The sequence below is a fragment of the Streptomyces sp. NPDC001100 genome (genome assembly GCF_053598575.1).
In genome coordinates, this window is sequence record NZ_JBSFKO010000029.1 from 100,151 (window position 1) to 122,315 (window position 22,165).

Consider the following 22,165-nt stretch of genomic DNA (forward strand, 5'->3'; position numbering starts at 1 on the left):
TCACTCCCCCGCGAAGGCCTTCTCCAGCGCGGCGAGGTCGAACTTGCCCATCGCCATGAAGGACTCCGTCGCACGGGCGACCTTCGCGGGGTCCGGGTCGGTGATCATGTCGATCAGCCGGGTGGGGACGACCTGCCAGGACAGGCCGTACTTGTCCTTGAGCCAGCCGCAGGGGCCGGGCTCGCCGCCGCCCTCGGTGAGCTTGGCCCAGTAGTAGTCGATGTCCTCCTGGTTCTCGCAGGGGATCTGGAAGGAGACCGCCTCGGTGAACTTGAACATCGGGCCGCCGTTCAGCGCGACGAACTTCTGGCCGAAGGCCGTGAACTCGACGGTGAGCACCGAGCCCGCCGGCTGCGGGGCGCCCTCGCCGTAGTGGCTGACGCGACCGATGCTGGAGTTCTTGAAGATCGACACGTAGAGGTGGGCGGCCTCCTCGGCCTGGCCGTCGAACCAGAGGCACGTGGTGAATCCGTCGGTGGTCATGAGCTCCTCCATGGGCTCCGGGGCATCGAACACGGTCATCTGTATCGACCGGAGCCCTCCACGAAACTCATCGGTCGGGGCACCGGACAATTCAGGTGGCCGATCCGCCGCCCGGAACTAGTCTCGGACTCCATGACGTCCTCGCAGGCAGACAGCGTCCGCCCGTTCCGCATCGACATCCCGCAGGCCGACCTCGACGATCTGCACGCCCGCCTCGACCGCACCCGCTGGCCCGACGAGCTGCCCGGCACCGGCTGGGCGTACGGCGTGCCGGCGGACTATCTGCGGGAGCTGGTGCGGTACTGGCGGCACGAGTACGACTGGAGGGCGGCCGAGGCCGAGCTGAACACGTGGCCGCAGTTCACGACCACCATCGACGGCTCGAACGTGCACTTCGCGCACATCCGCTCCCCGGAACCGGACGCCACCCCGCTGATCATCACCCACGGCTGGCCGGGCTCGATCGTCGAATTCGTCGACATCGTGGGTCTGTTGACCGATCCGGCGGCCCACGGCGGCAACCCGGCCGACGCCTTCCACGTGGTCGTACCCAGCATCCCGGGCTTCGGCCTCTCCGGGCCGCCTGCCGACACCGGCTGGGAGGCGGGCCGCATCGCCGACGCCTGGGCCGAGCTGATGCACCGCCTCGGCTACGAGCGGTTCGGCGCACAGGGCGGCGACTGGGGCGCGGCGATCAGCCGCGAGCTGGGCCGCGCCCACCCCGACCGGGTCATCGGCGTCCACCTCAACCTGCTCCCGGGCGCGCAGGCCCTCACCGAGCCCACCCCCGAGGAGCTGGACGTGCTCGGCCCCGAGGAGCGGGCGGACGCCCTGGAGTCGTGGCGCCGCTGGACCGCCTGGTCCCGTGAGGGCACCGGGTACGCGGTCCTGCACACCACCCGCCCGCAGACCCTGGCGTACGCGCTCACGGACTCGCCGGTCGGTCAACTCGCCTGGATCGTCGAGAAGTTCAGGGAGTGGACCGACTCGAAGGAACTGCCGGAGGAGGCCGTGGACCGGGACCGGCTGCTCACCGACGTGATGCTGTACTGGCTGACCGGGACCGCGGGGTCGGCCGCCCGGATCTACTACGAGCGGGCCCACGCCACCGGTGCCCGGGCCGCCGCCCCCACCCTCCCTTCCACCACCCCCACCGCGCTCGCCCTCTTCCCCGCCGAGATCCAGATCCCGCTGCGCCACAAGGCGGAACGGACCGAGAACATCGTCCGCTGGACCAAGCTCGACCGGGGCGGCCACTTCGCCGCCATGGAGGAACCGGACCTGCTGGCCGAGGACGTACGGGCCTTCTTCCGGCAGCTGCGCGAGAAGGACTCGGAGTGACCGCTCTGCCCACGGCGAATCTGCTACGAGCCTAGAAACCCGCAGTTCGGGCGCTTACCGGTCAACAGTGGAGACACCACAGAGCCTCGACAAGGAGGACCGAATGTCTCCACTCACCGCCGGTCTCGCACCACCCCTCATGCCACGCGCCGAGGAGGGCGACACCCCGCCCTCCCGCTTCGACGACCACCTCGCCGCGCAGCTCCTCGCCCAGCGGATCGTGCTCCTCGGCACCCAGGTCGACGAGGTCTCCGCGAACCGGGTCTGCTCCCAGCTCCTGATCCTGTCCGCGGAGGACCCGCGCACGGACATCAGCCTGTACGTCAACAGCCCCGGCGGCTCGGTGACGGCGGGTCTCGCGATCTACGACACGATGCAGCTGATCCCGAACGACGTCTCGACGCTGGCGATGGGCTTCGCGGCGAGCATGGGCCAGTTCCTGCTGACCGTCGGCGCACCCGGCAAGCGCTACGCCCTCCCCCACGCGCGGGTCATGATGCACCAGCCGTCGGCGGGCATCGGCGGCACCACCGCCGACATCGAGATCCAGGCGGAGAACCTGGACCACACCAAGAAGACCATCGAACGCCTCACCGCCCAGCACACCGGCCAGAGCGAGGAGACCATCTCCCGCGACGGCGACCGCGACCGCTGGTTCACGGCCGAACAGGCCAAGGAGTACGGCATGGTGGACCAGGTCGTCGCCTCCCTGGCCGACGTCCGCCCGGCCGCCTCCAAGCGACGGATGGGGCTCTGACATGGGGACGTACACGATTCCGAACGTCGTCGAGCGGACCCCGCAGGGCGAGCGGTCCTACGACGTGTTCAGCCGGCTGCTGTCCGAGCGGATCATCTTCCTCGGCACCGAGATCGACGACGGGGTCGCCAATGTCGTCATCGCGCAACTCCTCCATCTGGAGTCGGCGTCCCCGGAGAGCGAGATCGCGATCTACATCAACTCCCCCGGCGGCTCGTTCACTTCGCTCATGGCGATCTACGACACCATGACGTACGTCCAGGCCCCGATCTCGACGTTCTGCGTCGGCCAGGCGGCCTCCACGGCGGCCGTACTGCTGGCTGGCGGGGACCCGGGACGGCGGTTCGTGCTGGAGCACGCGCGCGTGCTGCTCGGCCAGCCGGCGAGCGGCGGGCAGCGCGGCATGGTCTCCGATCTCGCGCTCCAGGCAAAGGAGATGGTGCGGATCCGCTCCCAGGTGGAGGAGGTGCTGTCGCGGCACACGCACCACGACATCGCGACGCTGCGCGCCGACATGGACCGCGACAAGGTGTTCACCGCGCCGGAGGCCGTGGCGTACGGCCTCGCCGACGAGGTGGTCAGCCGACGCCTCGTCGCGGTCTGACCGACACCGTCAGGCGGCGACCAGGCACAGCCCGTTGTACGGCGAACTCACCCTGCCCTGACGCCTGTTGCGGTACTGGGTGAACTCGTTCCGGGTCAGCGACAGCAGGTCGCCGAGATCGAGACCGAGGGCGTGGGCGGCGGCCGCGAGGACCTCCGAGGAGGCCTCCTTGCGGCCCCGCTCCACCTCCGAGAGATACGGCACGGAGATCCGGGCGGCGTCGGCCACATCCTTCAACGTGCGTTCCTGGGCGAGGCGTTCACGTCGCAGGACGTCACCGACCAGGTCGCGCCACAGGGGTTCCTTGGGCGCGGGAACCGTGGGCTCCGGCAGGTGGGGGGCCGGCTCGTGCGGGCGCAGGGGGATCACGCGGGCTTGGTTCGGCGCTTGATTGCTCACCCCCTCAGACTAAAAGCGCTGGACGCCAGGGCAAGGGATCAGCATTCTGCCCTGGGTGGAATCGCCGATCCGAAGGGTGCGGTAACGGTGCTGCGCGACACGTTCGACGGTGCGGCCGAGCGGTACGACCGGGCCCGCCCGCGGTATCCGCGCCCCCTGGTTGCGGAACTGGCCCGGGTGGCAGGCCTCGGCCCGGGCGGCCGGGTGCTGGAGATCGCTCCCGGGACCGGTCAACTCACCGTCCCGCTGGCCGAGTTCGGCTGTCGGCTGACCGCCGTGGAGCTGGGGCCGTCCCTGGCGGCGGTGGCCCGGCGCAACCTGAGCGCGTTCCCCCGGGTGGACGTGCGGGTGGCGGACTTCGAGCGCTGGGAACTGCCGGACGAGCCCTTCGACCTGGTGGCGATCGCGACGGCGTTCCACTGGTTCGATCCCGCTATGTTCCTGGCGAAAGCGGCGTCCGCCCTGCGCCCGGGCGGGCAGCTCGCGGTCGTCACCACGCACCATGTGGCGGGCGGCACCCAGGAGTTCTTCGACCGGATGCAGCGCTGCTACGAACGTTGGGACCCGACCACCCAGCCCGGCTTCCGGAGTCCCACCGAGGACGAATCGGCCACGGACACCGGGGAGTTCGAGCGCTCCGAGCACTTCGAGGACGTCACGGTGTGGCGCGACGCGCAGGAGATCACCTACACGACCGACGAGTACCTCGACGTCGTGCTCACCTACTCGGGCCATCTGGCCCTGGACGAGCCCTCACGCCAGGGCCTCCTGGCCTGCCTCCGGGAGCTGCTGGCGACACGACACGGCGGCCGGGTCACCAAGCGGTACCTCCACGAACTGATCACGGCCACCCGGGCCTGAGGCCTAGCGGTCCTCGCTGTTCAGGCGCACCACCGCACGCACCTGCTTGCCGACCGGTACCCGTTCGACCGTCACCCGGGCGGCCAGGGCGTTCACGATCTCCAGACCGTGCCGGCCGATCCGCTCGGGGTCGCGGGCGAACAGCCGGGGCAGGGCGACGCTGCTGTCACAGACGGACACCGTCACCGACGCGTCCGTGCCCTCCAGCTCCAGGATGTACGGGCCGTTGCTGTGCCGGTCCGCGTTGGTGACCAACTCGCTCACCACCAGCAGCAGTTCACCCTCGGACCGGTCGTCGATCGTGGCGCACCACTCGGTTCTGAGCTGCTCCAGGAACTGGTGCGTGAAGTGCCGGGCATCGGAGATGCAGCCCGGTTCCCCGGTGTAGTGCGCCGCCCGCCGCAGCGGTTCCACGGGCACGTCGAAACGAGTCGGTATCACTACCCCGTCCCGGTGGTCGATCATGCGTGTCTCTCTCGAAGGCGGGCGCCGGCCTTGTTGCTGTCGCACCAGTGCTCGTACCCAGCCCCACGCCGGGCAGTCCACCTACGAGAGTGACGGTGAACTCGTCCCCGGGGAAACCGGCGCGCTGAAGCTCGACAGCGAAGCCGACGCGGACGTCGTCGTAGCGCTGGAGACGACCGATTCGGGTGCCGAGGACGAGGCCGACGAGGCTGCCGACGACTCGGTCGAGGGCGGCTCGGAGGACGGCGATTCCGAACTCGGGGACGACGAGGACGGAGCGGACGGCGAGGACGGGGAGCTCGACGTCGGCGGGCACGGGCTCGTGGACGCGCCGGGCGTGCCCGGTGTGCCGGGGGAGGTGGAGGCGCACGCCGACGGGGATGCGGAGGAGGGCGAGGTCGGCGGGGACACGGTCACCGAGGGGCTGGCCGGGTTCAGCGGCGGCGGGGTCCGGTGGTCGTGTCGGCCCGTGTCGCCGTGGTGGCGGCCGAACCAGTGCCCGTTGTGGGGGTCGTAGATCACGAAGATGTTGATGACCTGCGGTGCGGGCGTGACCACGACGACGTTCTGCGGCCGGTACGACGACCAGGTGTCGCCGGTCTGCTTCGGGGTGGTCTGCTGGGCGACGGGCGGGGAGAGCGGGTTGCCGCAGGCGCAGCGGACTCGGGGCACGCCGTGGCTGTCGACGAGTACGGCGGTGCCGGCCTGGAGGACGGCCTGGTAGCTGGTGGCGACGCCGGCGCGGTAGCCGTGGTTGGTGACGCGGGTGTCCATGCGCAGCTGTACGGGGGTGAGGGAGCGCAGATAGGCGGGGACTCCGGCGGGCTGGACGCCGACGACGGACGCGAACGCCTTGTTCTTCGCCGGGTTCGCCTGGAGGGCCTTGATCTGCTTCTCCACGTCACAGCTGGCGACGTTCTGGGTACCGCCGTAGAGGCCGGGGGCGCCGCCGTCGACACCGCGTACGGCGTTCGCGGGTTCCGAGGCAGTGGGTGAGGCGGAGACGGGCGGTGCGGAGCTCTCGCTCGCCGTGGACTCCGTGAACGGGTCGGGACCGGTCTTCGCCGCGGCCTGCAGAAAGACCTCGCCCTTGCTCGCGGTCTTGGCCGAGCCGCCGTCGGAGCGGCTGAAGACGAGGCCCAGCACCACCGCGGCCACCACGACCGCGGTGAGGATCGCGACGCGTGGCACCGACTTCCACCAGGGGCGGTGCGGTTCCGGCGATCCGGCGCCACCGCTGCCCGAGGGCTGCGAGGGCGGGCCCGAAGGCGGCTGGGAGGGTCCCGACAGCGGGCCGGAGGGCGGTCCGGTGGGGCGGCCTGAAGACGGAGGTTCGACGCTCACGAGTTCTTCTTCCCGACGCGGTTGTCAGCGGCATTGATGACGTTTAATACCGCTTTATCCACAACGAACCCATTGTGTGCTCCGACCCCCGTCCGCCCGCAAGCCGACGCGGACGGCCCTCCCGGCGGGCGCGCTCCCCCGGCGCTGCTTAGCGTGGCAGACGTGACCCCCCGAACCCCCTCCGACCAGGCAGTCCCCCGCCACGGCTGGGTCCAGGCCCTGAGCACGGTGCTGGCCGGCCTGCTCACCATGGGCGTGGTCGCCGCGCTGGGCCTGTGGGCGGCGGGCGCGACGGACCTCCCGGACGGCGCGTTCCCCCGGGTCGTCACGGCGACCGTGGTGACGGCCGTCGGCGGCACCGTGAAGCTCTCCGGAAACGCGGGCGCCCTCGCCGACACAAAGGCGGGCCTGACGGTCATCCCCCTCTCGGTGACCCTGGCCGGCGCCCTGGCGACCGCTGCCGCGTTCCTACGGCCCCTGCGACACCGCGCGGTCGCCTCGGCCGCGGAGCTGGCCGGCTGGGCCGCACGTATCGCCGTACTGTGGCTGCTCGGCCTGATCGGACTGGCCCTCGGCGCACGCCAGAAGTTCTCGATCTCCCTCGGCAGCGGGACGCTCGGCGACATCGGCGACCTGATCGGCGCCTCCCCCGAGGTCGGCTTCGAGGCGGACGTACCGCAGACGGTGCTGTTCGGCCTGCTGTGGCTGGCCGGGGTACTGGTGCTGGCCCTCCTGGTGTCGCCCGGCGCACCGCTCCCGGCCGCGCTGCTGCGCTTCCACGCGTCCGTCCGCCCGGCCGCGTACGCCGTGGTCGCCCTCCTCCTGGCCTACGTCGCCCTCGGCGTCGTAGTCGCCCTGCTCACCGCGGTGAGCCGCGGGAACGTCACCCAGACCTTCGCCCTGATCCTGCTCGGCATGCCGAACCTGGTCTGGCTCACCCTCACGATCGGCCTGGGAGCCACCTGGAACGGCCGGGTCGACGGCCCCTTCGGCCTGCCCATGCCCCACCTGCTGGACGAGGTCCTGCGCACCCCGGACGTCTCGACCCTGAACCTGCACTCCCTCGCCGCGTTCGACGGCAGGGTGTGGTGGCTCCTGGTGGTGAACGCGGTCCTCCTCCTGTCCGCCGCGTTCCTGATGGCCGCCCGCTCCCCGGCCCACACCCGCGCCTGGCAGCACGCCGTCCACCTGGCGGTCGCCTTCGCCCTCGCGGTCCTGATGATCTGCCTCGTCGGACGGATCTCCGCCCACTACGGCCTCTCCCTCCTCGGCATCGGCGACGTGGGCGGCGGCCTCACCGGCGACCTGTTCCTGAAGCCCGAGTTGTGGTCGGCGGTGGGGCTGGCGGCGCTCTGGGGGTTGATCGCGGGCTTCCTGGGCGCATTGCTGGCCAAGCCGGTACGACGCCACGGCGAGATCGAAATCCCCGGGCAGTCGCAGCGCCCGGCATGAGAGTCTGCGCCCAGCCGAGGAGAGGGCAGACATGGCGCTGACGCTCGAAGACCGCCTGGCCATAACGGAGTTGATCGCACTGCACGGCCACTTGGTCGACGAGGGCGAACTCGACCGTCTGGAGGAGGTGTTCACCCCGGGCGTCGAATACGACCTCACCGACTTCGCCCAGGGCACGGTCACCGGCCTGCCCGAACTCGTGGGCGCGTCCCTGGCGTTGGGAGCCGGGAACCCCGTCGCCCATCACGTCACGAACGTGGTGATCGACGCGTCGGCGGAAGGACGGGTCCGGGTCCGGTCGAAGGGCCTGGGGGTCCGGACGGACGGCTCGTGCGGTTCGGTGACGTACGAGGACACAGTGGTGCGGACGGGGGCGGGCTGGCGGATCTCGCATCGCAAGGTGTCGGCACGACGCGAGCCGCTGAACGGGGCGCACAGCGCCCCCTGAGGGGCGCGGGGCCGTATCCATATGCGGCTCCGCCGCGTGGGCGCGCCCAGCCGCGACGAACCCGCAGACAAAATAGATCAGTTACCGCCCCTGAACACCGGCGCAGCCCACGCCGGCACCGCGGCCACCCCAAGGTCCACCGCGGTAGCCGCGCGCCCGGACACCCCACCCCGCAACTCCGTGACGAACGCCTGACACGACTCGTACCGATCGTCCGGACTCTTCGCCAACGCCTTCGCGAACACGGCGTCGACATGCCCGGGCAGATCGGGCCGGGACTCGGTGACCGCCGGCGGCAGGTCGTACTGGTGGGCCCACAACAGCGCCATGTCGTCGTCGCGCCGGAACGGCGGACGCCCCGCGAGGGTCTCGAAGGCGACGCAGGCGAGCCCGTACACGTCACAGCGCCCGTCGACTGGTCGGCCTGAGATCTGCTCGGGAGCCACGTAGTCGAGCGTGCCCACGAACTGCCCGACCGTCGTGAACCCCGTCAGCGAAAGGGACTTCTTCGTCAGGCCGAAGTCGGTCAGGTACACGTGCTCGGGATGGTCGTCGTCGGTGCCGCGCGCCACGAGGATGTTGCCGGGCTTCACGTCCCGGTGGACCAGCCCGTGTTCGTGCGCTGCGTCCAGCGCGGACGCGACCTGGCCGACGATGCGGGTGGCCGCCGAGAGCCCCAACGGGCCCGCCCGGTCCAGGAGATGGCGCAGGTCGCTGCCGGAGACGTAGCGCATGGCGATGTACAGGACGCCGTCCGTCTCGCCCGCCTCGAAGACCGGCACGATGTGCGGGTGGTCGATCGCGGCGGCTACCCGGGACTCGTGGGTGAAGCGTTTGCGGAAGGTGTCATTGCGGGCGAGTTCCGGGGCGAGCAGTTTGAGGGCGACCGTGCGGTCCAGGCGCAGGTCGTGGGCGCGGTAGACGACCGCCATGCCACCGCGGCCGATCTCGCCCTCGATGCGGTAACCGGCGATCTGCTGGCCGATCAGCTCGGAGGGTCGCCCGGAGAAGTGGCTCGCGTCACGGGCCATCGGGGCTCACGACCTGGGTGGGGGCGTGGCCGGGATCGGCCGGCTCCGCGCGGGGTCCGTCGTCGGTGGCGTAGATGCTGAGCCGGGTGCCGTCGCCGTAGACCCAGCGTTCGTGGTCGGCGTCGTAGAGCCAGACGGACGCGCCGTCGACGACCACTCCGATGCGCAGACCCTTGGTGCGGGCCTCGAAGGACGCGCCGTCGAGGGCGCCGCTCGCGAGTTCCTCCACCGCACTGCGGTAGCGGGCGAGGGCCTGTTCGGCGCGGGCCAGGAGCGGGCGCGGGTCGGCGGTGCGGGCCCGCGGGGCGCCGGCGGCGGGCGGGTCCTGGGAGACGGAGATGAGGTGGCGGCCGTCGACCCAGGCGGACCAGCCGTTGGAGCACAGGGTGTGCGCCCAGTCGCCGCGCCGCTCCAGGAGCTGCACGGGGAGCAGCGCGTCGAGGGGCACGGTGGGGCGGGCGGGGTCCGGGGCCTCCCAGGCGAGCATCCCGTGTTCGGGGACGACATGCGTGGGCCGGAAGCCGGGGGTGGTCGTCATCGGGGCGCCCTATTTCCGCATCACGGCGGGTTCGTGCCGGCGCAGCAGCCGGGACACCAGGACGCCGAAGAGCAGCGACAGTACGACGAGCATGCCCATGTTGAGCAGCCAGGCCCCGGCCGAGTGCCGGAACAGCGGATCGCCGGTCAGCTCGCCCGGCACGATCCGGGCCAGCCCGATGGTGCCGGCCATGCCGCCAAGCGCCCACCGCGAGGGCACGAGCCAGGAGAGCTGTTCCAGGCCGGGCACGCCGTGCAGCTTCAACAGGGCGCCGCAGAACACCACTTGGACGATGGCGAGCAGCACGAGCAGCGGCATCGTGACCTCCTCCTTGCGCACCAGCGCGGAGACCAGCAGGCCGAGCATCATCGCCGTGAACGCCAACAGGGCCACGGCCACGGTGATTTCGATCAGGGGCGGCATCAACACCCCTTTTCCACGGGGAGCGTTGAGGTCGACGCCGAACAGACCGACCAGGGTGAGCACCACGGCCTGCGCCACGGTGATCGCGCCCAGCACGACGACCTTGGAGAGCAGGTACGCCGATCTGGACAGGCCGACGGCTCTCTCGCGCCGGTAGATCGCGCGTTCCTTGACGAGTTCGCGCACGGCGTTGGCCGCGCCGGTCAGCACGCCGCCGACGCAGAGGATGAGCAGCGCGTTCATCGCCGTCTCCCGCGTCAGTGTGCTCCCGGCGAGCGCGCGGGCCATCGCGCCCATCACGAACGGCAGCGCGATCATGATGGCGAGGAAGGTCCGGTCGGCGGCGAGGGCTGCGGCGTAACGCCGTACCAGCGTGCCGAGTTGGGCGCTGCGGCTGCGGGGCCGGGGCGGCGGCGCCACGGCGACCGGGCCGGAGCCGAGCAGGTGGGGCTGCGCGGTGGAGTTGCGGATGTACTGGCGTTGGAAGGGGGATTCCCTGAACTCCCCCGCCCAGTCCCGGTCCTGATCGCGTTCGAAGGACTCGAAGGCCTCCGGCCAGTGCTCGAAACCGAAGAAGGCGAGGGCGTCGCCGGGAGGCCCGTAGTAGGCGACCCTGCCGCCGGGCGCGAGCACCAGGAGGCGGTCGCAGACGTCGAGGCTGAGGACGCTGTGGGTGACGACGATGACGGTGCGGCCGTCGTCGGCGAGGCCCCGCAGCATGTGCATCACCGAGCGGTCCATGCCGGGGTCGAGTCCTGAGGTCGGTTCGTCGAGGAAGAGCAGCGACGGCTTGGTCAGCAGTTCCAGGGCCACGCTGACCCGCTTGCGCTGGCCGCCGGAGAGGCTGTGCACGGGCTGCTCGGCCCGCTGCTGGAGGCCCAGCTCGCGGACGACCTCCTCGACCCGGGCCTGCCGTTCGGCCTTCGCCGTGTCCTGCGGGAAGCGCAGTTCGGCCGCATAGGACAGGGCGCTGTGCACGCTCAGCTGGGCGTGCAGGATGTCGTCCTGCGGGACGAGGCCGATGCGCTGGCGCAGTTCGGCGTAGTCGCGATAGAGGTCGCGGCCGTCGTAGAGGACGGTGCCGCGGTCGGCGGGGCGCTGGCCGGTGAGCGCGTTGAGGAGGGTGGACTTGCCGGCGCCGCTGGGTCCGACGACGGCGAGCAGGCATTTCTCACCCACCGGGAACGACACCTGGTCCAGGAGGACCTTGCGGCCGTGGTCGACGGCGACCGTGAGGTCCTGCACGTCGAGGGAGACCTCGCCGGTGTCGACGTACTCCTGCAGCTGGTCGCCGACGAGACAGAACGCGGAGTGTCCGATGCCGACGATGTCGCCCGGACCCATGGGGGCGCGGGTGACGGGCTGGCCGTTGAGGTAGGTGCCGTTGTGGCTGCCGAGGTCGACGATCTCGTACGTCCCGTCCGGCATGGCCCGGAGCTCGGCGTGGCGGCGGGAGACGATCAGGTCGTCGACGACGAGGTCGTTGTCGGCGGCCCGGCCGATACGGACCGTGCGGGCGGGCAGCGGCCGTACGGTGGTCGGCTGCCGGAAGGTGCCCGTGAAGGCGGGCATGGACACGGCCGAGGGGCGTTCCGGGGCCGGGGCCGGGCGGTGGGCGAGGGTGACGCACGGGCCGTCGGCCGCGCTGCCGAAGCGGATCACGCTGCCGGGGCCGACACCCCACTGCTGGACGCGGCGGCCGTCGGTGTAGGTGCCGTTCGTGCTGTGTTCGTCCTCCAGCGTCCAGTGGTCGGCGTCGGGCCGCAGTACCGCGTGGTGCCAGGAGACCCGGGCGTCGTCGATGACGATGTCGCTCAGCGGGTCGCGGCCCACGTGGTAGTCGCGGCCGGGGGTCATGACCGTGGAGCCCGACTCCGTCTCCAGGAGGAGTTCGGGCGCGGTCGGCGCCATCGGCCGCTCTGACATGACCTGAATTCTACCGATTCGCCCACCTGCGCGCCCGGCCAGCGGTCAGGGGTGCGCGACGGGCGACACGCGTCAGGCGACACGCGTCAGGCGACAGGGACGACGAGTGCGGGAACGGTCCGCTGCATACGGAGGGCGTCCACCGATTCGGCGAGCAGCTCGTACTCGGTGCTCTCGTCGCTGATGGCGATCTGCACCAGTCGGCCGGCCGCCAACTCGTAGGCGACCTGCTCCTGATGACCGACGTCGCGGGCCCAGGTGCGTAACGCCTTGGGGACGTCGGGCGCCGTGTCGGCGACCGGTACCAGCGCACCCCTGGGGAAGCGCGGGTTCTCCGGCTGCGGGTCGAGCCGGTCGGCCATCCACACCGCGCGGTCCCGTAACCACCACAGGGCCAGTGCCAATGTGGGAGCGCGGTAGGTGCCCAGGGGCACACCGACGCGCTGTCCGCCGCAGGTACCGTACGCGGTGACATGGCACAGGAATTCGTCGTGCACGATCACTCCCCCGTCGCGTGTCTCGATTGCCGGTCGGGCCTCGCTTTCCATGCGGCTCTGGCTGGCGGCTCGGGTGGCTCAGGTGGTGCGCACGATGGCGGATTCGCATCGTGAAGTGGTGCCCTAGCAGACGAGTATGTTCACTCCTGAAACACTGTCACCACGACTTTTTAGCCAGTCTCTTGGCATATTCACAGCCCCTTTTGGCCGAAAAGCTTCGGGGTCCCTTTTGTGGGGATCGCCGACCGCCATTACCCGAGGGGTAATCGACCCTCCGCGCGGTCCCCGGCATGGTGGAACCACCGGGTCGGCACCCATCGGGATCCGGGATCTGACCAGTACGAACGACCTCGACGGAGGCTGATTCACCATGTCCGAGAACACCGCCCGCTACGAGAATGCCGTCGCCCGCTACTTCGAGGCCTGGAACGCGGACGCCCCGGAGGCACTGGCGAAGGCGGTGGCCGCCGCCTGGTCCGTCGAGGGTACTTATACCGACCCATTGGCGGCAGTCACCGGCCACACGGAGATCGCCGGACTGATCGCCGGGGCGCACGCGCAGTTCCCGGGGTTCGCCTTCCGTCCCGTCGGGACGGTCGACGGGCACCACGACACCGCCCGCTTCTCCTGGGAGTTGGTGAGCGAAGCCGACGGGTCGGCGCCCGTCGCCGGCTTCGACGTGATCACACTGGACGCGGACGGCCGTATCCGCTCCGTGCTCGGCTTTCTCGACCGGGTGCCCGCCGGGGCCTGAGGCCCGGTGTCCGCGATGAGTTCTCCCGCTCGGAGTGGTCTTTCGTACGACAGACCACTCCGAGCGGAGGACATCATGAGCACCGGCACCCCGTTGAACGAGGAATTCACCGCCGTATTGATCAAAAGCCCGAACGACGCCGGCTGGACCTATCTCGTCTGGCCAGAGTCCGTCGCGTTCTTCGGCACCCGCGGTCTGGTGAAGGTGCGCGGCACGATCGACGGTCACCCTTTCCGCAGCTCCTTCATGGCCCTCGGGGACGGCACCCACAAACTGCCCGTGAAAGCCGATCTCCGCAAGGCCATCGCGAAAGGCGAGGGAGACCGCGTGACCGTACGGCTCGAAGAACGGCTCAGTTCCTAGCGAGGGCCTCTTCGCGGTACCGCCGCGGCGCCACTCCGACCGCGCGTTTGAAGGCGTTGCTGAAGGCGCTCTCGGAGGTGTATCCGACGGAGCGGGCGAGCGCGCCGACCGGGGTGGCGTCCTGGCGGAGGGCCCTGGCGGCGAGATTCATGCGCCAGTTCAGCAGATACGTCAGGGGCGGCACTCCGGCCGCCTCCTTGAACCGTACGGCGAACGTGGTGCGGGACATCGCCGCCGCCCGGGCCAGCTCCTCCAGCTGCCAGGGATGGGCCGGGTCGCCGTGCATCAGACGCAGGGCGGGGGCGAGCCGTTCGTCGGCGAGGGCCCGCAGCCAGCCGGGCGGCAGCCCTCCCCCAGAGGCGGTGCCCCCAGACTCGGCCAGACACACCCGCAGCACCTGCACGAACATCAGCTGCGCGAGCTGCGCCGAGACGAACTCGACACCGGCCCTGCGGGTCCGCATCTCGGCCGCCAACTGCCCGATGAGCCAGCGCAGTACACCGGCATCGGGCGAGTCGGCCCGGACGTGGACCAGCTCCGGCAGCGCCCGGCGCAGCAGGTCGCCGCGGTCACGGCTGAGGTCGATGTGCCCGGACACGCAGGCGACATCCACCGCCTCTCCCTGACCGAGGCGGCCCATCCGCGTCTCCGGGTCCATCACCACGTCGTCGGAGTCGGTCGGCTCGACACCGGGCCGGCTGCACAGCGTGTACGGCTGACCGCCGTCGGAGATCACCACGTCTCCCTCGGCGAGCCGAAGGGGTTCGCCGCCGTCGTCCCGTATCAGCAGGCAGCTGCCCTGGAGCACGGCGTTCACCTTCAGCCGGTCGCGTCCGCGCAGCTGGATGGCCCAGTCGCCGCCGGCCGTGAACCCGCCGGAGAACACGCTGCGGGCGTCGGCGACGGCGAGGGCGTCGGAGAGAGGATCCACGGTCATGCTCGAACTATCACGCAAGTAATGCGGATTCTCAAGTATTCATCGTACGGAACGGCCGACCTACGGTGGTTTCACCAGCTCAACCTGACAAGGAGAGAGCAGAGATGACCACCACCGCACAGCAACCCCTGAACTCCGGCTTCGGCGCCGCCTCCACCGCCGAGGAAGTGATCAAGGGCATCGACCTCACCGGCAGGGTCGCGATCGTCACGGGCGGCTACTCGGGCATCGGCCTGGAGACGGCCCGCGTCCTGCGCGCCGCCGGCGCCGAGATCGTCGTACCGGCGAGGGACGTGGAGCGGGCACGGACTGCGCTGGAGGCCGTGCCCGGAGCCGAGGTCGAGTACCTGGACCTGCTGGACCCGGCGTCCGTCGACACCTTCGCGGAGAAGTTCCTCGCCTCCGGGCGCCCGCTGCACCTGCTGGTCAACAACGCCGGGATCATGGCGACCCCGCTGAAGCGGGACGCGCGCGGCTACGAGACGCAGTTCGCCACCAACCACCTGGGGCACTTCCAGCTGACCACCCGGCTGTGGCCCGCGCTGATCGCGGCCGAGGGCGCACGGGTCGTGGCGCTGTCCTCACGGGGCATCCGCTTCGCCGGAATCGACTTCGACGACCTGCACTTCGAGCACCGGGCCTACGAGCCGTTCGCGGCCTACGGCCAGTCGAAGACGGCCAACGCCCTGTTCGCCGTGGAGCTGGACCGGCGCGGGCGGGCGCAGGGCATCCGGGCCTTCGCCGTGCACCCGGGTCTCATCATCGACACCGGACTCGTCAAGCACCTCGACACATCCATACTCCAGGCCGCGGGGGCGCTCGACGGCGAGGGCAGGCCCGTCCGTGATCCCGAGCGCCAGATGAAGACCGTGCAGCAGGGCGCGGCCACCGGCGTCTGGTGCGCGACCAGTCCGCAACTGGCCGGCCTCGGCGGGGTGTACTGCGAGAACGTCGACATCAGCCCGCTGGTGACCGCCGAGAACGAGGCCGCCTGGTACGCCGGTGAGAACACCCCGGGCGTGCTGCCCCGCGCCGTCGACCCAGAGGCGGCGGCGCGCCTCTGGGAGATCAGCGAGCGGCTTACGGCCTGACGATCGCGTCGATGCGGGCCAGTTCCTCGGCGTCGAAGTCCAGGTTGCGGGTGGCCGCGACGCTGTCCTCGATCTGCTGCGGGCTGCTCGCACCGACCAGCGCCGAGGTCACCCGGCCGCCGCGCAGCACCCAGGCCAGGGCCAGCTGGGCAAGGGTCTGACCGCGCCCCTTGGCGATGTCGTCGAGCGCGCGCAGCTGCCCCACCAGGTCCTCGGTGACCGCGTCCGAGTTCAGGAACGGGCTGTCGCTCGCCGCCCGGGAACCCTCCGGGATGCCGTCGAGGTAGCGGGAGCTGAGCAGCCCCTGCTCCAGCGGGGAGAAGACGATGGAGCCGACCTGGAGCTCGTCGAGCGCGTCGAGCAGGCCCTCGTCCTCGGGGCGGCGGTCGAGCATCGAGTAGCGCGGTTGGTGGATCAGGAGCGGGGTGCCCAGGTCGCCCAGGATGCGGGCGGCCTCGCGGGTCTGCTCCGCCGAGTAGTTGGAGATGCCGACGTAGAGCGCCTTGCCCTGCTGGACCGCGGAGTGCAGGGCGCCCATCGTCTCCTCCAGCGGAGTCTCCGGGTCGGGGCGGTGCGAGTAGAAGATGTCGACGTAGTCCAGGCCCATGCGGCTCAGGCTCTGGTCCAGCGAGGAGAGCAGGTACTTGCGCGAACCCCACTCGCCGTAGGGGCCGGGCCACATCAGATAGCCGGCCTTGGTGGAGATCACCAGTTCGTCGCGGTACGACCCGAAGTCCGCTTTCAGCGCCTCGCCGAGGGCGGACTCGGCGGCGCCGGGCGGCGGGCCGTAGTTGTTCGCCAGGTCGAAGTGGGTGACGCCGAGGTCGAAGGCGCGGCGCAGGATGGCGCGCTGGGTGTCGACCGGGCGGTCGGGCCCGAAGTTGTGCCACAGGCCGAGCGAGATCGCGGGGAGTTTCAGACCGCTGCGGCCGGTGCGCCGGTAGGGCAGGTCCGCGTAACGGTCGGGGTGTGCGGTGTACAACGCGACTCCAGAGGGGTTGGCACACGGGATACCGGTTCCAGAGAACCGCTCTCCACTCTGTCCGACCTGCGGGCAGTGGTCCAACAGAAGAATCCGATGGAATTCAGCGGTTACGCTTCTCAATCATGGAGCTGCGTCATCTTCAGCATTTCATCGCCGTCGCCGAGGACCACCACTTCACCCGGGCGGCGGAGCGGTTGATGGTGTCCCAGTCCGGTCTGTCCGCGTCGATCCGCGCCCTGGAGCGGGAGTTGCAGACCCCGCTGTTCGTGCGCACCACCCGCCGCGTCACGCTCACGGAGGCGGGCCGGGCCCTGCTCGGCGAGGCTGAGCGCATCCTCGCGCAGGTTCGGTCGGCGCACGAGGCGGTGGCCGCGGTGCAGGGCGTGCTGCGGGGCACGCTCTCCCTGGGCACCGAGCAGTGCATCGCCGGGGTGCATGTGGCGGGGCTGCTCGCCACATTCCGGCGCAGGCACCCGGATGTGGAGATCCGGCTGCGGCAGGCGGGTTCCGGGGCGCTGGCGGAGGAGGTTGCGGCCGGGCGCCTCGACCTGGCCTTCGCCTACCGCACCCAGGCGGACACCGACCAGCTGCGCTCGGTGTCGCTCACCAGCGAGCCGATGACCGTGCTGTGCCATCCCAGCCACCGGCTCGCCCGGACCGGCGCGGCGGTCACCCCGGACGACCTCGGCGGCGAGGTCTTCGTCGACTTCCACCCGGACTGGGCCTCGCGCCGCACCACCGACGCCGTCTTCGCCGAGGCGGGCGTACGGCGGACTGTCGCGCTGGAGGTCAACGACGTGCACAGCCTCCTCGATCTGATCGACGAGAACCTCGGGATCGCGGTGGTCCCCCAGCACTTCCGTCACAAGCGCGAGCCCCTCACCGCCCTCCCCCTCAAGGGAACGGGCGAGGAGGTGTACGAGACGGTGGCCCTGCTCCCGCCCCCGCAGGCCACCAGCCCGGCGGCCCGGGCCCTGATGACCCTGCTCGAAACCGGGACTCCGGCCGCGTGAGGGACGGCGATGCGCGATGGTGGACGTATGCATGCCAACGACATCCTCATTGACGCGTACGGCCGTATCCAGGAAGAAGTCCATGCCGCTGTCGACGGCCTGACACCGGACCAGCTGCACGCGCGCGTGGCCGCCGACGCCAACTCCATCGCCTGGCTGGTCTGGCATCTCACCCGTGTCCAGGACGACCATGTCGCCGACGCCGCCGGCCTCGACCAGGTGTGGCTGACCCAGGGCTGGGAGAAGCGCTTCGGACTCGATCTGCCCGCCCGGGACACGGGATACGGCCACACCTCCACGCAGGTCGGCAAGGTGCGTGTCGAGTCGGCCGGGCAGCTGACCGGGTACTACGACGCCGTGCACGAGCAGACCCTGGCGTATCTGCGCGGACTGACCCCGGAGGACTACGAACGGATCGTGGACGAGCGCTGGGACCCGCCGGTCAGTCTGGGCGTGCGCCTGGTCAGCGTCCTGTCCGACGATCTGGAGCACGTCGGACAGGCCCAGTACGTGCGGGGGCTGCTTCAGAGCGCGGAGGCGTAACCCGGCAGGACGACGTCCTCGATGAGGGCCTTGCGCTCGTCGTAGGGGATGAACGCGCTCTTGAGGGCGTTCACCGTGACCGTGCGCAGGTCCTCGGCCGTCCAGCCCGCCTCCTCGACGAGGAGGGACATCTCACGGGTCATCGTCGTACCGGACACCAGTCGGTTGTCGGTGTTGAGGGTGACGCGGAAGCCCAGGTCCTTCAGGGCGGTGATGGGATGCTCGGCGATCGAAGTGGCCGCGCCCGTCTGGAGGTTGGAGGTCGGGCACATCTCCAGGGCGATACGGCGGTCGCGGACCCAGCCCGCGAGGCGGCCGAGCTTGCCGTCGACGATGTCCTCGGTGATGCGGACGCCGTGGCCGATGCGCTGGGCGCCGCACACCTGGAGGGCCTGGTGGATGCTGGGCAGGCCGTGCGCCTCACCGGCGTGGATGGTGAACGGGACGCTCTCGCGGCGCAGGTGCTCGAAGGCGGCGAGGTGGTCGGCGGGCGGGAAGCCGTCCTCGGCACCGGCGATGTCGAAGCCGACGACACCGGCGTCCCGGAAGGCCACCGCGAGGTCGGCGGCCTCGCCGACCCGGTCGAACATCCGCATCCCGCACAGCAGCGTCCGCACCTGGACCGGCGTTCCGGCCGCCGCGGCCTTCGCCATACCGGCCGCGAGCCCCTCCTGAACGGTCTCGACGACCTCGCCGAGCGCGAGCCCGCCGTTGGTGTTCAGCTCCGGGGCGTAGCGCACCTCTCCGTAGACGACGCCGTCGGCGGCGAGGTCGAGGACGTACTCCTCGGCGGCGCGCAGCAGGCCCTCGCGGTTCTGCAGCACGGCGAGGGTGTGCTCGAAGGTGGCGATGTAGCGCACCAGGTCACCGGAGTTGGCGGCGTCGAAGTACCAGGCGGCGAGCTCGTCCGGGTCGGTGGTGGGCAGGGTGTGCCCGACCGTCTCCGCGAGCTCCACCACGGTGGCGGGGCGCAGGCCGCCGTCGAGGTGGTCGTGCAGCACGGCCTTGGGGAGCCGGCGGAGGGCGTCGGCGTCTATGCGCGTAGATGACATGTGCGGTCGTTCCTCGGTCGTTCGGTGAGCGGGGTCGGGCGGTACGGAGGTTCAGGCGGCGGGCTGGAGCAGGTCCCAGCGGTTGCCGTACAGGTCCTGGAAGACGGCGACCGAACCGTACGGCTCGTGGCGCGGTTCCTCCAGGAAGGTCACGCCCGCGGCGAGCATCCGGGCGTGGTCGCGGGCGAAGTCCTCGGTGTGCAGGAAGAAGCCGACGCGCCCGCCGGTCTGGTCACCGATCCGGCCGCGCTGGTCCTCGCCCTTGGCGCGGGCGAGCAGCAGACCGGTGCCGGAGCCGTCCGTGCCGGGCGGCGACACGACGACCCAGCGGGAGCTGTCGGGTCGGGGCGTGTCCTCGACGAGGCGGAAGCCCAGAGCTTCGGTGTAGAAGCGGATCGCCTCGTCGTAGTCGTCGACGACGAGGGTGACCAGGGCGATACGGCTCATCGGGGGCTCTCCGCGCGGTTCCGTTCGGTGGGATGTTGACGGGTGAGGTTATACGTAAAACGTCGCTCGCGCCAGTCGCCCGCCGGGCCCGACCCTCAGCGGGCCTCCTCGCCCTGCGCCACCTCCACCCGATGGTGGACGTCGATCATCGAGGTGGCCGAGGCGGCGAAGGAGAGCACCGCACAGGCGATCAGCAGGGTGGCGAGTCCGCAGGCGGCGGTGCGGTGGGTGCCGCGCGGGGCCGCGAGGAGGGCCTTGACCCGTTGTGGGACCGGGCCGGTGGTGGCGCCGGGGACGAAGTCCGGGCGCCGGGAGCGGGCCGACTGTCCGGCGAGGGCCGCGCGGGCGATGGCCCGGGCGATCAGGCGCCGGTCGCCCACGACCGTGGCTGCGGCCTCGTCGGCCGCGCGTTCGGCCGCGAGCCGGATCGCGTCACGGACCGGTCCGAGCGCGGGGTGGCAGCGGGCGGCGAGTTCGGCGGCGACGAGGAAGTAGTGGTGGCCGCCCGCGTTGTGCGCCCGCTCGTGCGCGAACAGCGCCTCGCGCTCGGCGGCGTCGAGGCTGCGCAGCATCCCGGTGGTGACGACGATGCGGTGCGGTCGCCCGGGCAGGGCGTAGGCGTCCGGGTGCGGGGAGTCGAGCACGCAGAGGTCACCCGCGACGGGCCCGCCCCCGGCCCGCGTACGGGCGGCGCGGAAGGCTCGGGACTGGTACAGCGCCCACCGGGTCAGCGTCCAGGCGCACACGGCCAGGGCACCGGCGGACAGCAGGGCCACCGGCGCGACGAGACCGCCGTAGGAGGTGCGCAGGGGGTGGATCAGTTCGCCGAGCGACGCGAACAGCGGGAGACGGAGCAGGCCGGTCAGGACGAACGCGCCGAGTGCGGCGAGGGTGCAGCCCGCCGCGGTCGCCGCGGAGCCGGTGAGCAGCCACAGGGCGGTGACCGGCGTGAGCCGCTCCAGGGCGCGCCGGGCCATGGGCCGCAGCGCGAACGGCAGCACGAGCGGGAGGAGCAGGAGGGCGATCATCGCTCACCGAATTTCATCAAGCACCGGATTCCTCGGCACACCCGACCCTACTGCCCGCCCTTATTGTTCGCCGGATTCGAGGAGGTCGCGCAGGACGCGTTCGTCGTCGGGACTGAGCTGGGCGACGAAGCGGGCGAGGACGGTCTCCCGGTCGCCGTCCCGGTCGAGTTCGGTGTGCATACGGCGGGCGGTGAGGCCCTGCGCGTCCTGGACCGGGAAGTAGGCGTAGCCGCGGCCCTGGCGCCTGCGGTCGACGACGCCCTTGTCGTGCAGCCGGGTCAGGATCGTCGTCACCGTGGTGCGGGCCAGGCCCGTGCCGAGGCTCAGCTGCACCTCTCCGGGGGTCTGCGGGGCTCCGGCGGCCCAGAGGGCGGCCATGACGGTGGCCTCCAGCTCACCCGCCGGTCGGCGTTCGTCCTTCGCGTCGGCCATGGGAACGATCCTCACCCCGTCCTCGTCTGCGGTCCGGCAGACCGTCTACAGAAGTGTAGTCGTCAGGGTGCCGTGTCGTCATCGCAAGCGTGTGCCCATTCCCGCGCGCCTCTTGCGGAAGGGGCCGGAGCGAGCTCCGGGTCGGGGCGTGACAGGCTGGTGATCGTGTCGAGGCCGCCCCGGCACTCCCCCCCAACGAGCACCGCCGTACAGGAGTTGAGCGTCATGTCCTCCGAGCTGCCGAAGTCGACCGGAGCCCCGGCCCACCAGAACGTCACTTTTCCCAGCGCCGGTGACACCGCCCACGGCTATCTCGCGCTGCCGCCGTCCGGGAGCGGACCGGGTGTGATCGTCATCCAGGAGTGGTGGGGCCTGACCGACCACATCGCGAACGTGGCCGACCGGCTCGCGCAGGAGGGCTTCGTCGCGCTCGCCCCCGACCTGTACGGCGGGAACGTGGCGCACGACAGCGACGAGGCCCTGCGGATGATGCGGGCGCTCCCGGTCGCCCGCGGTGTCGAACTGCTCTCCGGCGCGGTCGACCACCTGCTGTCCCTCCCCGAGGTCACCTCGGACACGGTCGGCGCGGTCGGCTTCTGCATGGGCGGCGGCTTCGTCCTGTACCTGGCCGCGGCCGACCCGCGGGTGAGCGCGGCGGTGCCGTTCTACGGCGTGATCCAGGGCGAGTTCCCCGACTTCTCCGGGCTGAAGGCCCACATCCTCGGCCACTACGGCGAGTTGGACGAGAGCATCCCCGCGGAGAGCCTCGACGCCCTGCGCGAGACTGTCGAGCGGCAGTCCGGCATCACCGCGGACCTGCGCCTCTACCCGGCGAACCACGCCTTCTTCAACGACGGCCGCCCGGTCTACGACGCCGACTCCGCGGCCCGCGCCTGGGCGAGCACGGTGCCCTTCCTGCACGCTCAACTGGGCTGACGGCCACGGCGTCTT

The 22,165-nt window shown here is 71.0% G+C and carries 26 protein-coding genes; 12 read left to right on the top strand and 14 right to left on the bottom strand.

Annotated elements, in window-relative coordinates; all coding sequences use genetic code 11:
* On the bottom strand, positions 1–483 hold the full coding sequence (locus ACWDEW_RS33885) for a VOC family protein (protein ID WP_450517933.1): 483 nt from the start codon (positions 481–483) through the stop codon (positions 1–3).
* 132 nt (positions 484–615) lie between these two features.
* Between ACWDEW_RS33885 and ACWDEW_RS33890 the strand changes: the two genes are divergently transcribed.
* The 3 genes from ACWDEW_RS33890 (at position 616) to ACWDEW_RS33900 (ending at position 3,185) form a co-directional block, all read left to right on the top strand.
* Positions 616–1,824 (top strand): epoxide hydrolase family protein, encoded by a 1,209-nt coding sequence (locus tag ACWDEW_RS33890; protein ID WP_450517935.1) that lies wholly within the window; start codon positions 616–618, stop codon positions 1,822–1,824.
* Between the two features lie 103 nt (positions 1,825–1,927).
* The gene (locus ACWDEW_RS33895; protein WP_450517937.1) at positions 1,928–2,581 is read left to right on the top strand and encodes an ATP-dependent Clp protease proteolytic subunit; all 654 of its coding nucleotides are present in this window, start codon (positions 1,928–1,930) and stop codon (positions 2,579–2,581) included.
* Between the two features lies 1 nt (position 2,582).
* Complete coding sequence (locus ACWDEW_RS33900) at positions 2,583–3,185, top strand: ClpP family protease (RefSeq protein WP_262060425.1); 603 nt, start codon at positions 2,583–2,585, stop codon at positions 3,183–3,185.
* A 9-nt stretch (positions 3,186–3,194) separates the two neighbouring features.
* Here ACWDEW_RS33900 and ACWDEW_RS33905 read toward each other — a convergent pair whose 3' ends face one another.
* Entirely contained in the window at positions 3,195–3,584 is a 390-nt protein-coding gene (locus ACWDEW_RS33905) for a helix-turn-helix domain-containing protein (RefSeq protein ID WP_450517938.1), read from the bottom strand.
* An 87-nt stretch (positions 3,585–3,671) separates the two neighbouring features.
* Between ACWDEW_RS33905 and ACWDEW_RS33910 the strand changes: the two genes are divergently transcribed.
* Positions 3,672–4,445, top strand: a complete 774-nt coding sequence (locus tag ACWDEW_RS33910; protein ID WP_450517940.1) for a class I SAM-dependent methyltransferase — start codon at positions 3,672–3,674, stop codon at positions 4,443–4,445.
* Between the two features lie 3 nt (positions 4,446–4,448).
* Here ACWDEW_RS33910 and ACWDEW_RS33915 read toward each other — a convergent pair whose 3' ends face one another.
* Both ACWDEW_RS33915 and ACWDEW_RS33920 read right to left on the bottom strand, forming a co-directional pair.
* Positions 4,449–4,910, bottom strand: a complete 462-nt coding sequence (locus ACWDEW_RS33915) for an ATP-binding protein (RefSeq protein WP_450517942.1) — start codon at positions 4,908–4,910, stop codon at positions 4,449–4,451.
* A gap of 81 nt (positions 4,911–4,991) precedes the next feature.
* Positions 4,992–6,254 (bottom strand): DUF6777 domain-containing protein, encoded by a 1,263-nt coding sequence (locus tag ACWDEW_RS33920; RefSeq protein WP_450517944.1) that lies wholly within the window; start codon positions 6,252–6,254, stop codon positions 4,992–4,994.
* Positions 6,255–6,416: 162 nt separating this feature from the next.
* Here ACWDEW_RS33920 and ACWDEW_RS33925 point away from each other — a divergent pair, with 162 nt between their 5' ends.
* A complete protein-coding gene (locus ACWDEW_RS33925; RefSeq protein WP_450517945.1) occupies positions 6,417–7,706 on the top strand; it encodes a streptophobe family protein in 1,290 nt (429 codons plus the stop codon).
* A gap of 31 nt (positions 7,707–7,737) precedes the next feature.
* The gene (locus ACWDEW_RS33930; protein WP_450517947.1) at positions 7,738–8,154 is read left to right on the top strand and encodes a nuclear transport factor 2 family protein; all 417 of its coding nucleotides are present in this window, start codon (positions 7,738–7,740) and stop codon (positions 8,152–8,154) included.
* Positions 8,155–8,231: 77 nt separating this feature from the next.
* Here the strand turns inward: ACWDEW_RS33930 and ACWDEW_RS33935 are convergent, their stop codons facing one another.
* The 4 genes from ACWDEW_RS33935 to ACWDEW_RS33950 all read right to left on the bottom strand — a co-directional run bounded on the left by ACWDEW_RS33935 (position 8,232) and on the right by ACWDEW_RS33950 (position 12,569).
* A complete protein-coding gene (locus ACWDEW_RS33935; protein ID WP_450517949.1) occupies positions 8,232–9,185 on the bottom strand; it encodes a serine/threonine-protein kinase in 954 nt (317 codons plus the stop codon).
* The gene (locus ACWDEW_RS33940; RefSeq protein ID WP_450517951.1) at positions 9,175–9,723 is read right to left on the bottom strand and encodes a hypothetical protein; all 549 of its coding nucleotides are present in this window, start codon (positions 9,721–9,723) and stop codon (positions 9,175–9,177) included. Before ACWDEW_RS33940 ends, ACWDEW_RS33935 begins: the two co-directional genes overlap by 11 nt.
* Positions 9,724–9,732: 9 nt before the next feature.
* Complete coding sequence (locus ACWDEW_RS33945; protein WP_450517953.1) at positions 9,733–12,072, bottom strand: FHA domain-containing protein; 2,340 nt, start codon at positions 12,070–12,072, stop codon at positions 9,733–9,735.
* A gap of 86 nt (positions 12,073–12,158) precedes the next feature.
* A complete protein-coding gene (locus ACWDEW_RS33950) occupies positions 12,159–12,569 on the bottom strand; it encodes a hypothetical protein (RefSeq protein WP_427917827.1) in 411 nt (136 codons plus the stop codon).
* Positions 12,570–12,939: 370 nt separating this feature from the next.
* On the opposite strand from ACWDEW_RS33950, the gene ACWDEW_RS33955 reads away from it, so the two are divergent.
* Both ACWDEW_RS33955 and ACWDEW_RS33960 read left to right on the top strand, forming a co-directional pair.
* Positions 12,940–13,323, top strand: coding sequence for a nuclear transport factor 2 family protein (locus ACWDEW_RS33955; protein WP_450517955.1), 384 nt, complete (start codon positions 12,940–12,942; stop codon positions 13,321–13,323).
* Positions 13,324–13,398: 75 nt separating this feature from the next.
* The gene (locus ACWDEW_RS33960; RefSeq protein ID WP_450517957.1) at positions 13,399–13,686 is read left to right on the top strand and encodes a DUF1905 domain-containing protein; all 288 of its coding nucleotides are present in this window, start codon (positions 13,399–13,401) and stop codon (positions 13,684–13,686) included.
* On the opposite strand, the gene ACWDEW_RS33965 is transcribed toward ACWDEW_RS33960, so the two are convergent.
* The gene (locus ACWDEW_RS33965) at positions 13,676–14,623 is read right to left on the bottom strand and encodes an AraC family transcriptional regulator (RefSeq protein WP_450517959.1); all 948 of its coding nucleotides are present in this window, start codon (positions 14,621–14,623) and stop codon (positions 13,676–13,678) included. The genes ACWDEW_RS33960 and ACWDEW_RS33965 overlap by 11 nt on opposite strands.
* 104 nt (positions 14,624–14,727) lie before the next feature.
* Between ACWDEW_RS33965 and ACWDEW_RS33970 the strand changes: the two genes are divergently transcribed.
* On the top strand, positions 14,728–15,714 hold the full coding sequence (locus ACWDEW_RS33970; RefSeq protein WP_450517961.1) for an oxidoreductase: 987 nt from the start codon (positions 14,728–14,730) through the stop codon (positions 15,712–15,714).
* Here ACWDEW_RS33970 and mgrA read toward each other — a convergent pair.
* Positions 15,704–16,696, bottom strand: a complete 993-nt coding sequence (gene mgrA / locus ACWDEW_RS33975) for an L-glyceraldehyde 3-phosphate reductase (RefSeq protein ID WP_450517963.1) — start codon at positions 16,694–16,696, stop codon at positions 15,704–15,706. The genes ACWDEW_RS33970 and mgrA overlap by 11 nt on opposite strands.
* 125 nt (positions 16,697–16,821) lie before the next feature.
* Here mgrA and ACWDEW_RS33980 point away from each other — a divergent pair, with 125 nt between their 5' ends.
* Both ACWDEW_RS33980 and ACWDEW_RS33985 read left to right on the top strand, forming a co-directional pair.
* Entirely contained in the window at positions 16,822–17,712 is an 891-nt protein-coding gene (locus ACWDEW_RS33980) for a LysR substrate-binding domain-containing protein (protein ID WP_450517965.1), read from the top strand.
* Positions 17,713–17,739: 27 nt separating this feature from the next.
* Complete coding sequence (locus ACWDEW_RS33985) at positions 17,740–18,255, top strand: mycothiol transferase (RefSeq protein ID WP_450517967.1); 516 nt, start codon at positions 17,740–17,742, stop codon at positions 18,253–18,255.
* Here the strand turns inward: ACWDEW_RS33985 and ACWDEW_RS33990 are convergent.
* From ACWDEW_RS33990 to ACWDEW_RS34005, 4 genes are all read right to left on the bottom strand, one after another.
* Positions 18,237–19,307: an adenosine deaminase gene (locus ACWDEW_RS33990; RefSeq protein WP_450517969.1), complete on the bottom strand. Its 1,071-nt coding sequence runs from the start codon at positions 19,305–19,307 to the stop codon at positions 18,237–18,239. The two genes, ACWDEW_RS33985 and ACWDEW_RS33990, sit on opposite strands and share 19 nt — an antisense overlap.
* Before the next feature lie 51 nt (positions 19,308–19,358).
* Positions 19,359–19,754, bottom strand: a complete 396-nt coding sequence (locus tag ACWDEW_RS33995) for a VOC family protein (RefSeq protein WP_450517971.1) — start codon at positions 19,752–19,754, stop codon at positions 19,359–19,361.
* A 95-nt stretch (positions 19,755–19,849) separates the two neighbouring features.
* Positions 19,850–20,782 (bottom strand): M48 family metalloprotease, encoded by a 933-nt coding sequence (locus tag ACWDEW_RS34000; RefSeq protein ID WP_450517972.1) that lies wholly within the window; start codon positions 20,780–20,782, stop codon positions 19,850–19,852.
* Positions 20,783–20,842: 60 nt separating this feature from the next.
* A complete protein-coding gene (locus ACWDEW_RS34005; protein ID WP_388103117.1) occupies positions 20,843–21,214 on the bottom strand; it encodes a BlaI/MecI/CopY family transcriptional regulator in 372 nt (123 codons plus the stop codon).
* 225 nt (positions 21,215–21,439) lie between these two features.
* Between ACWDEW_RS34005 and ACWDEW_RS34010 the strand changes: the two genes are divergently transcribed.
* Positions 21,440–22,150: a dienelactone hydrolase family protein gene (locus tag ACWDEW_RS34010; protein ID WP_450517974.1), complete on the top strand. Its 711-nt coding sequence runs from the start codon at positions 21,440–21,442 to the stop codon at positions 22,148–22,150.
* Positions 22,151–22,165 lie beyond the last annotated feature (15 nt).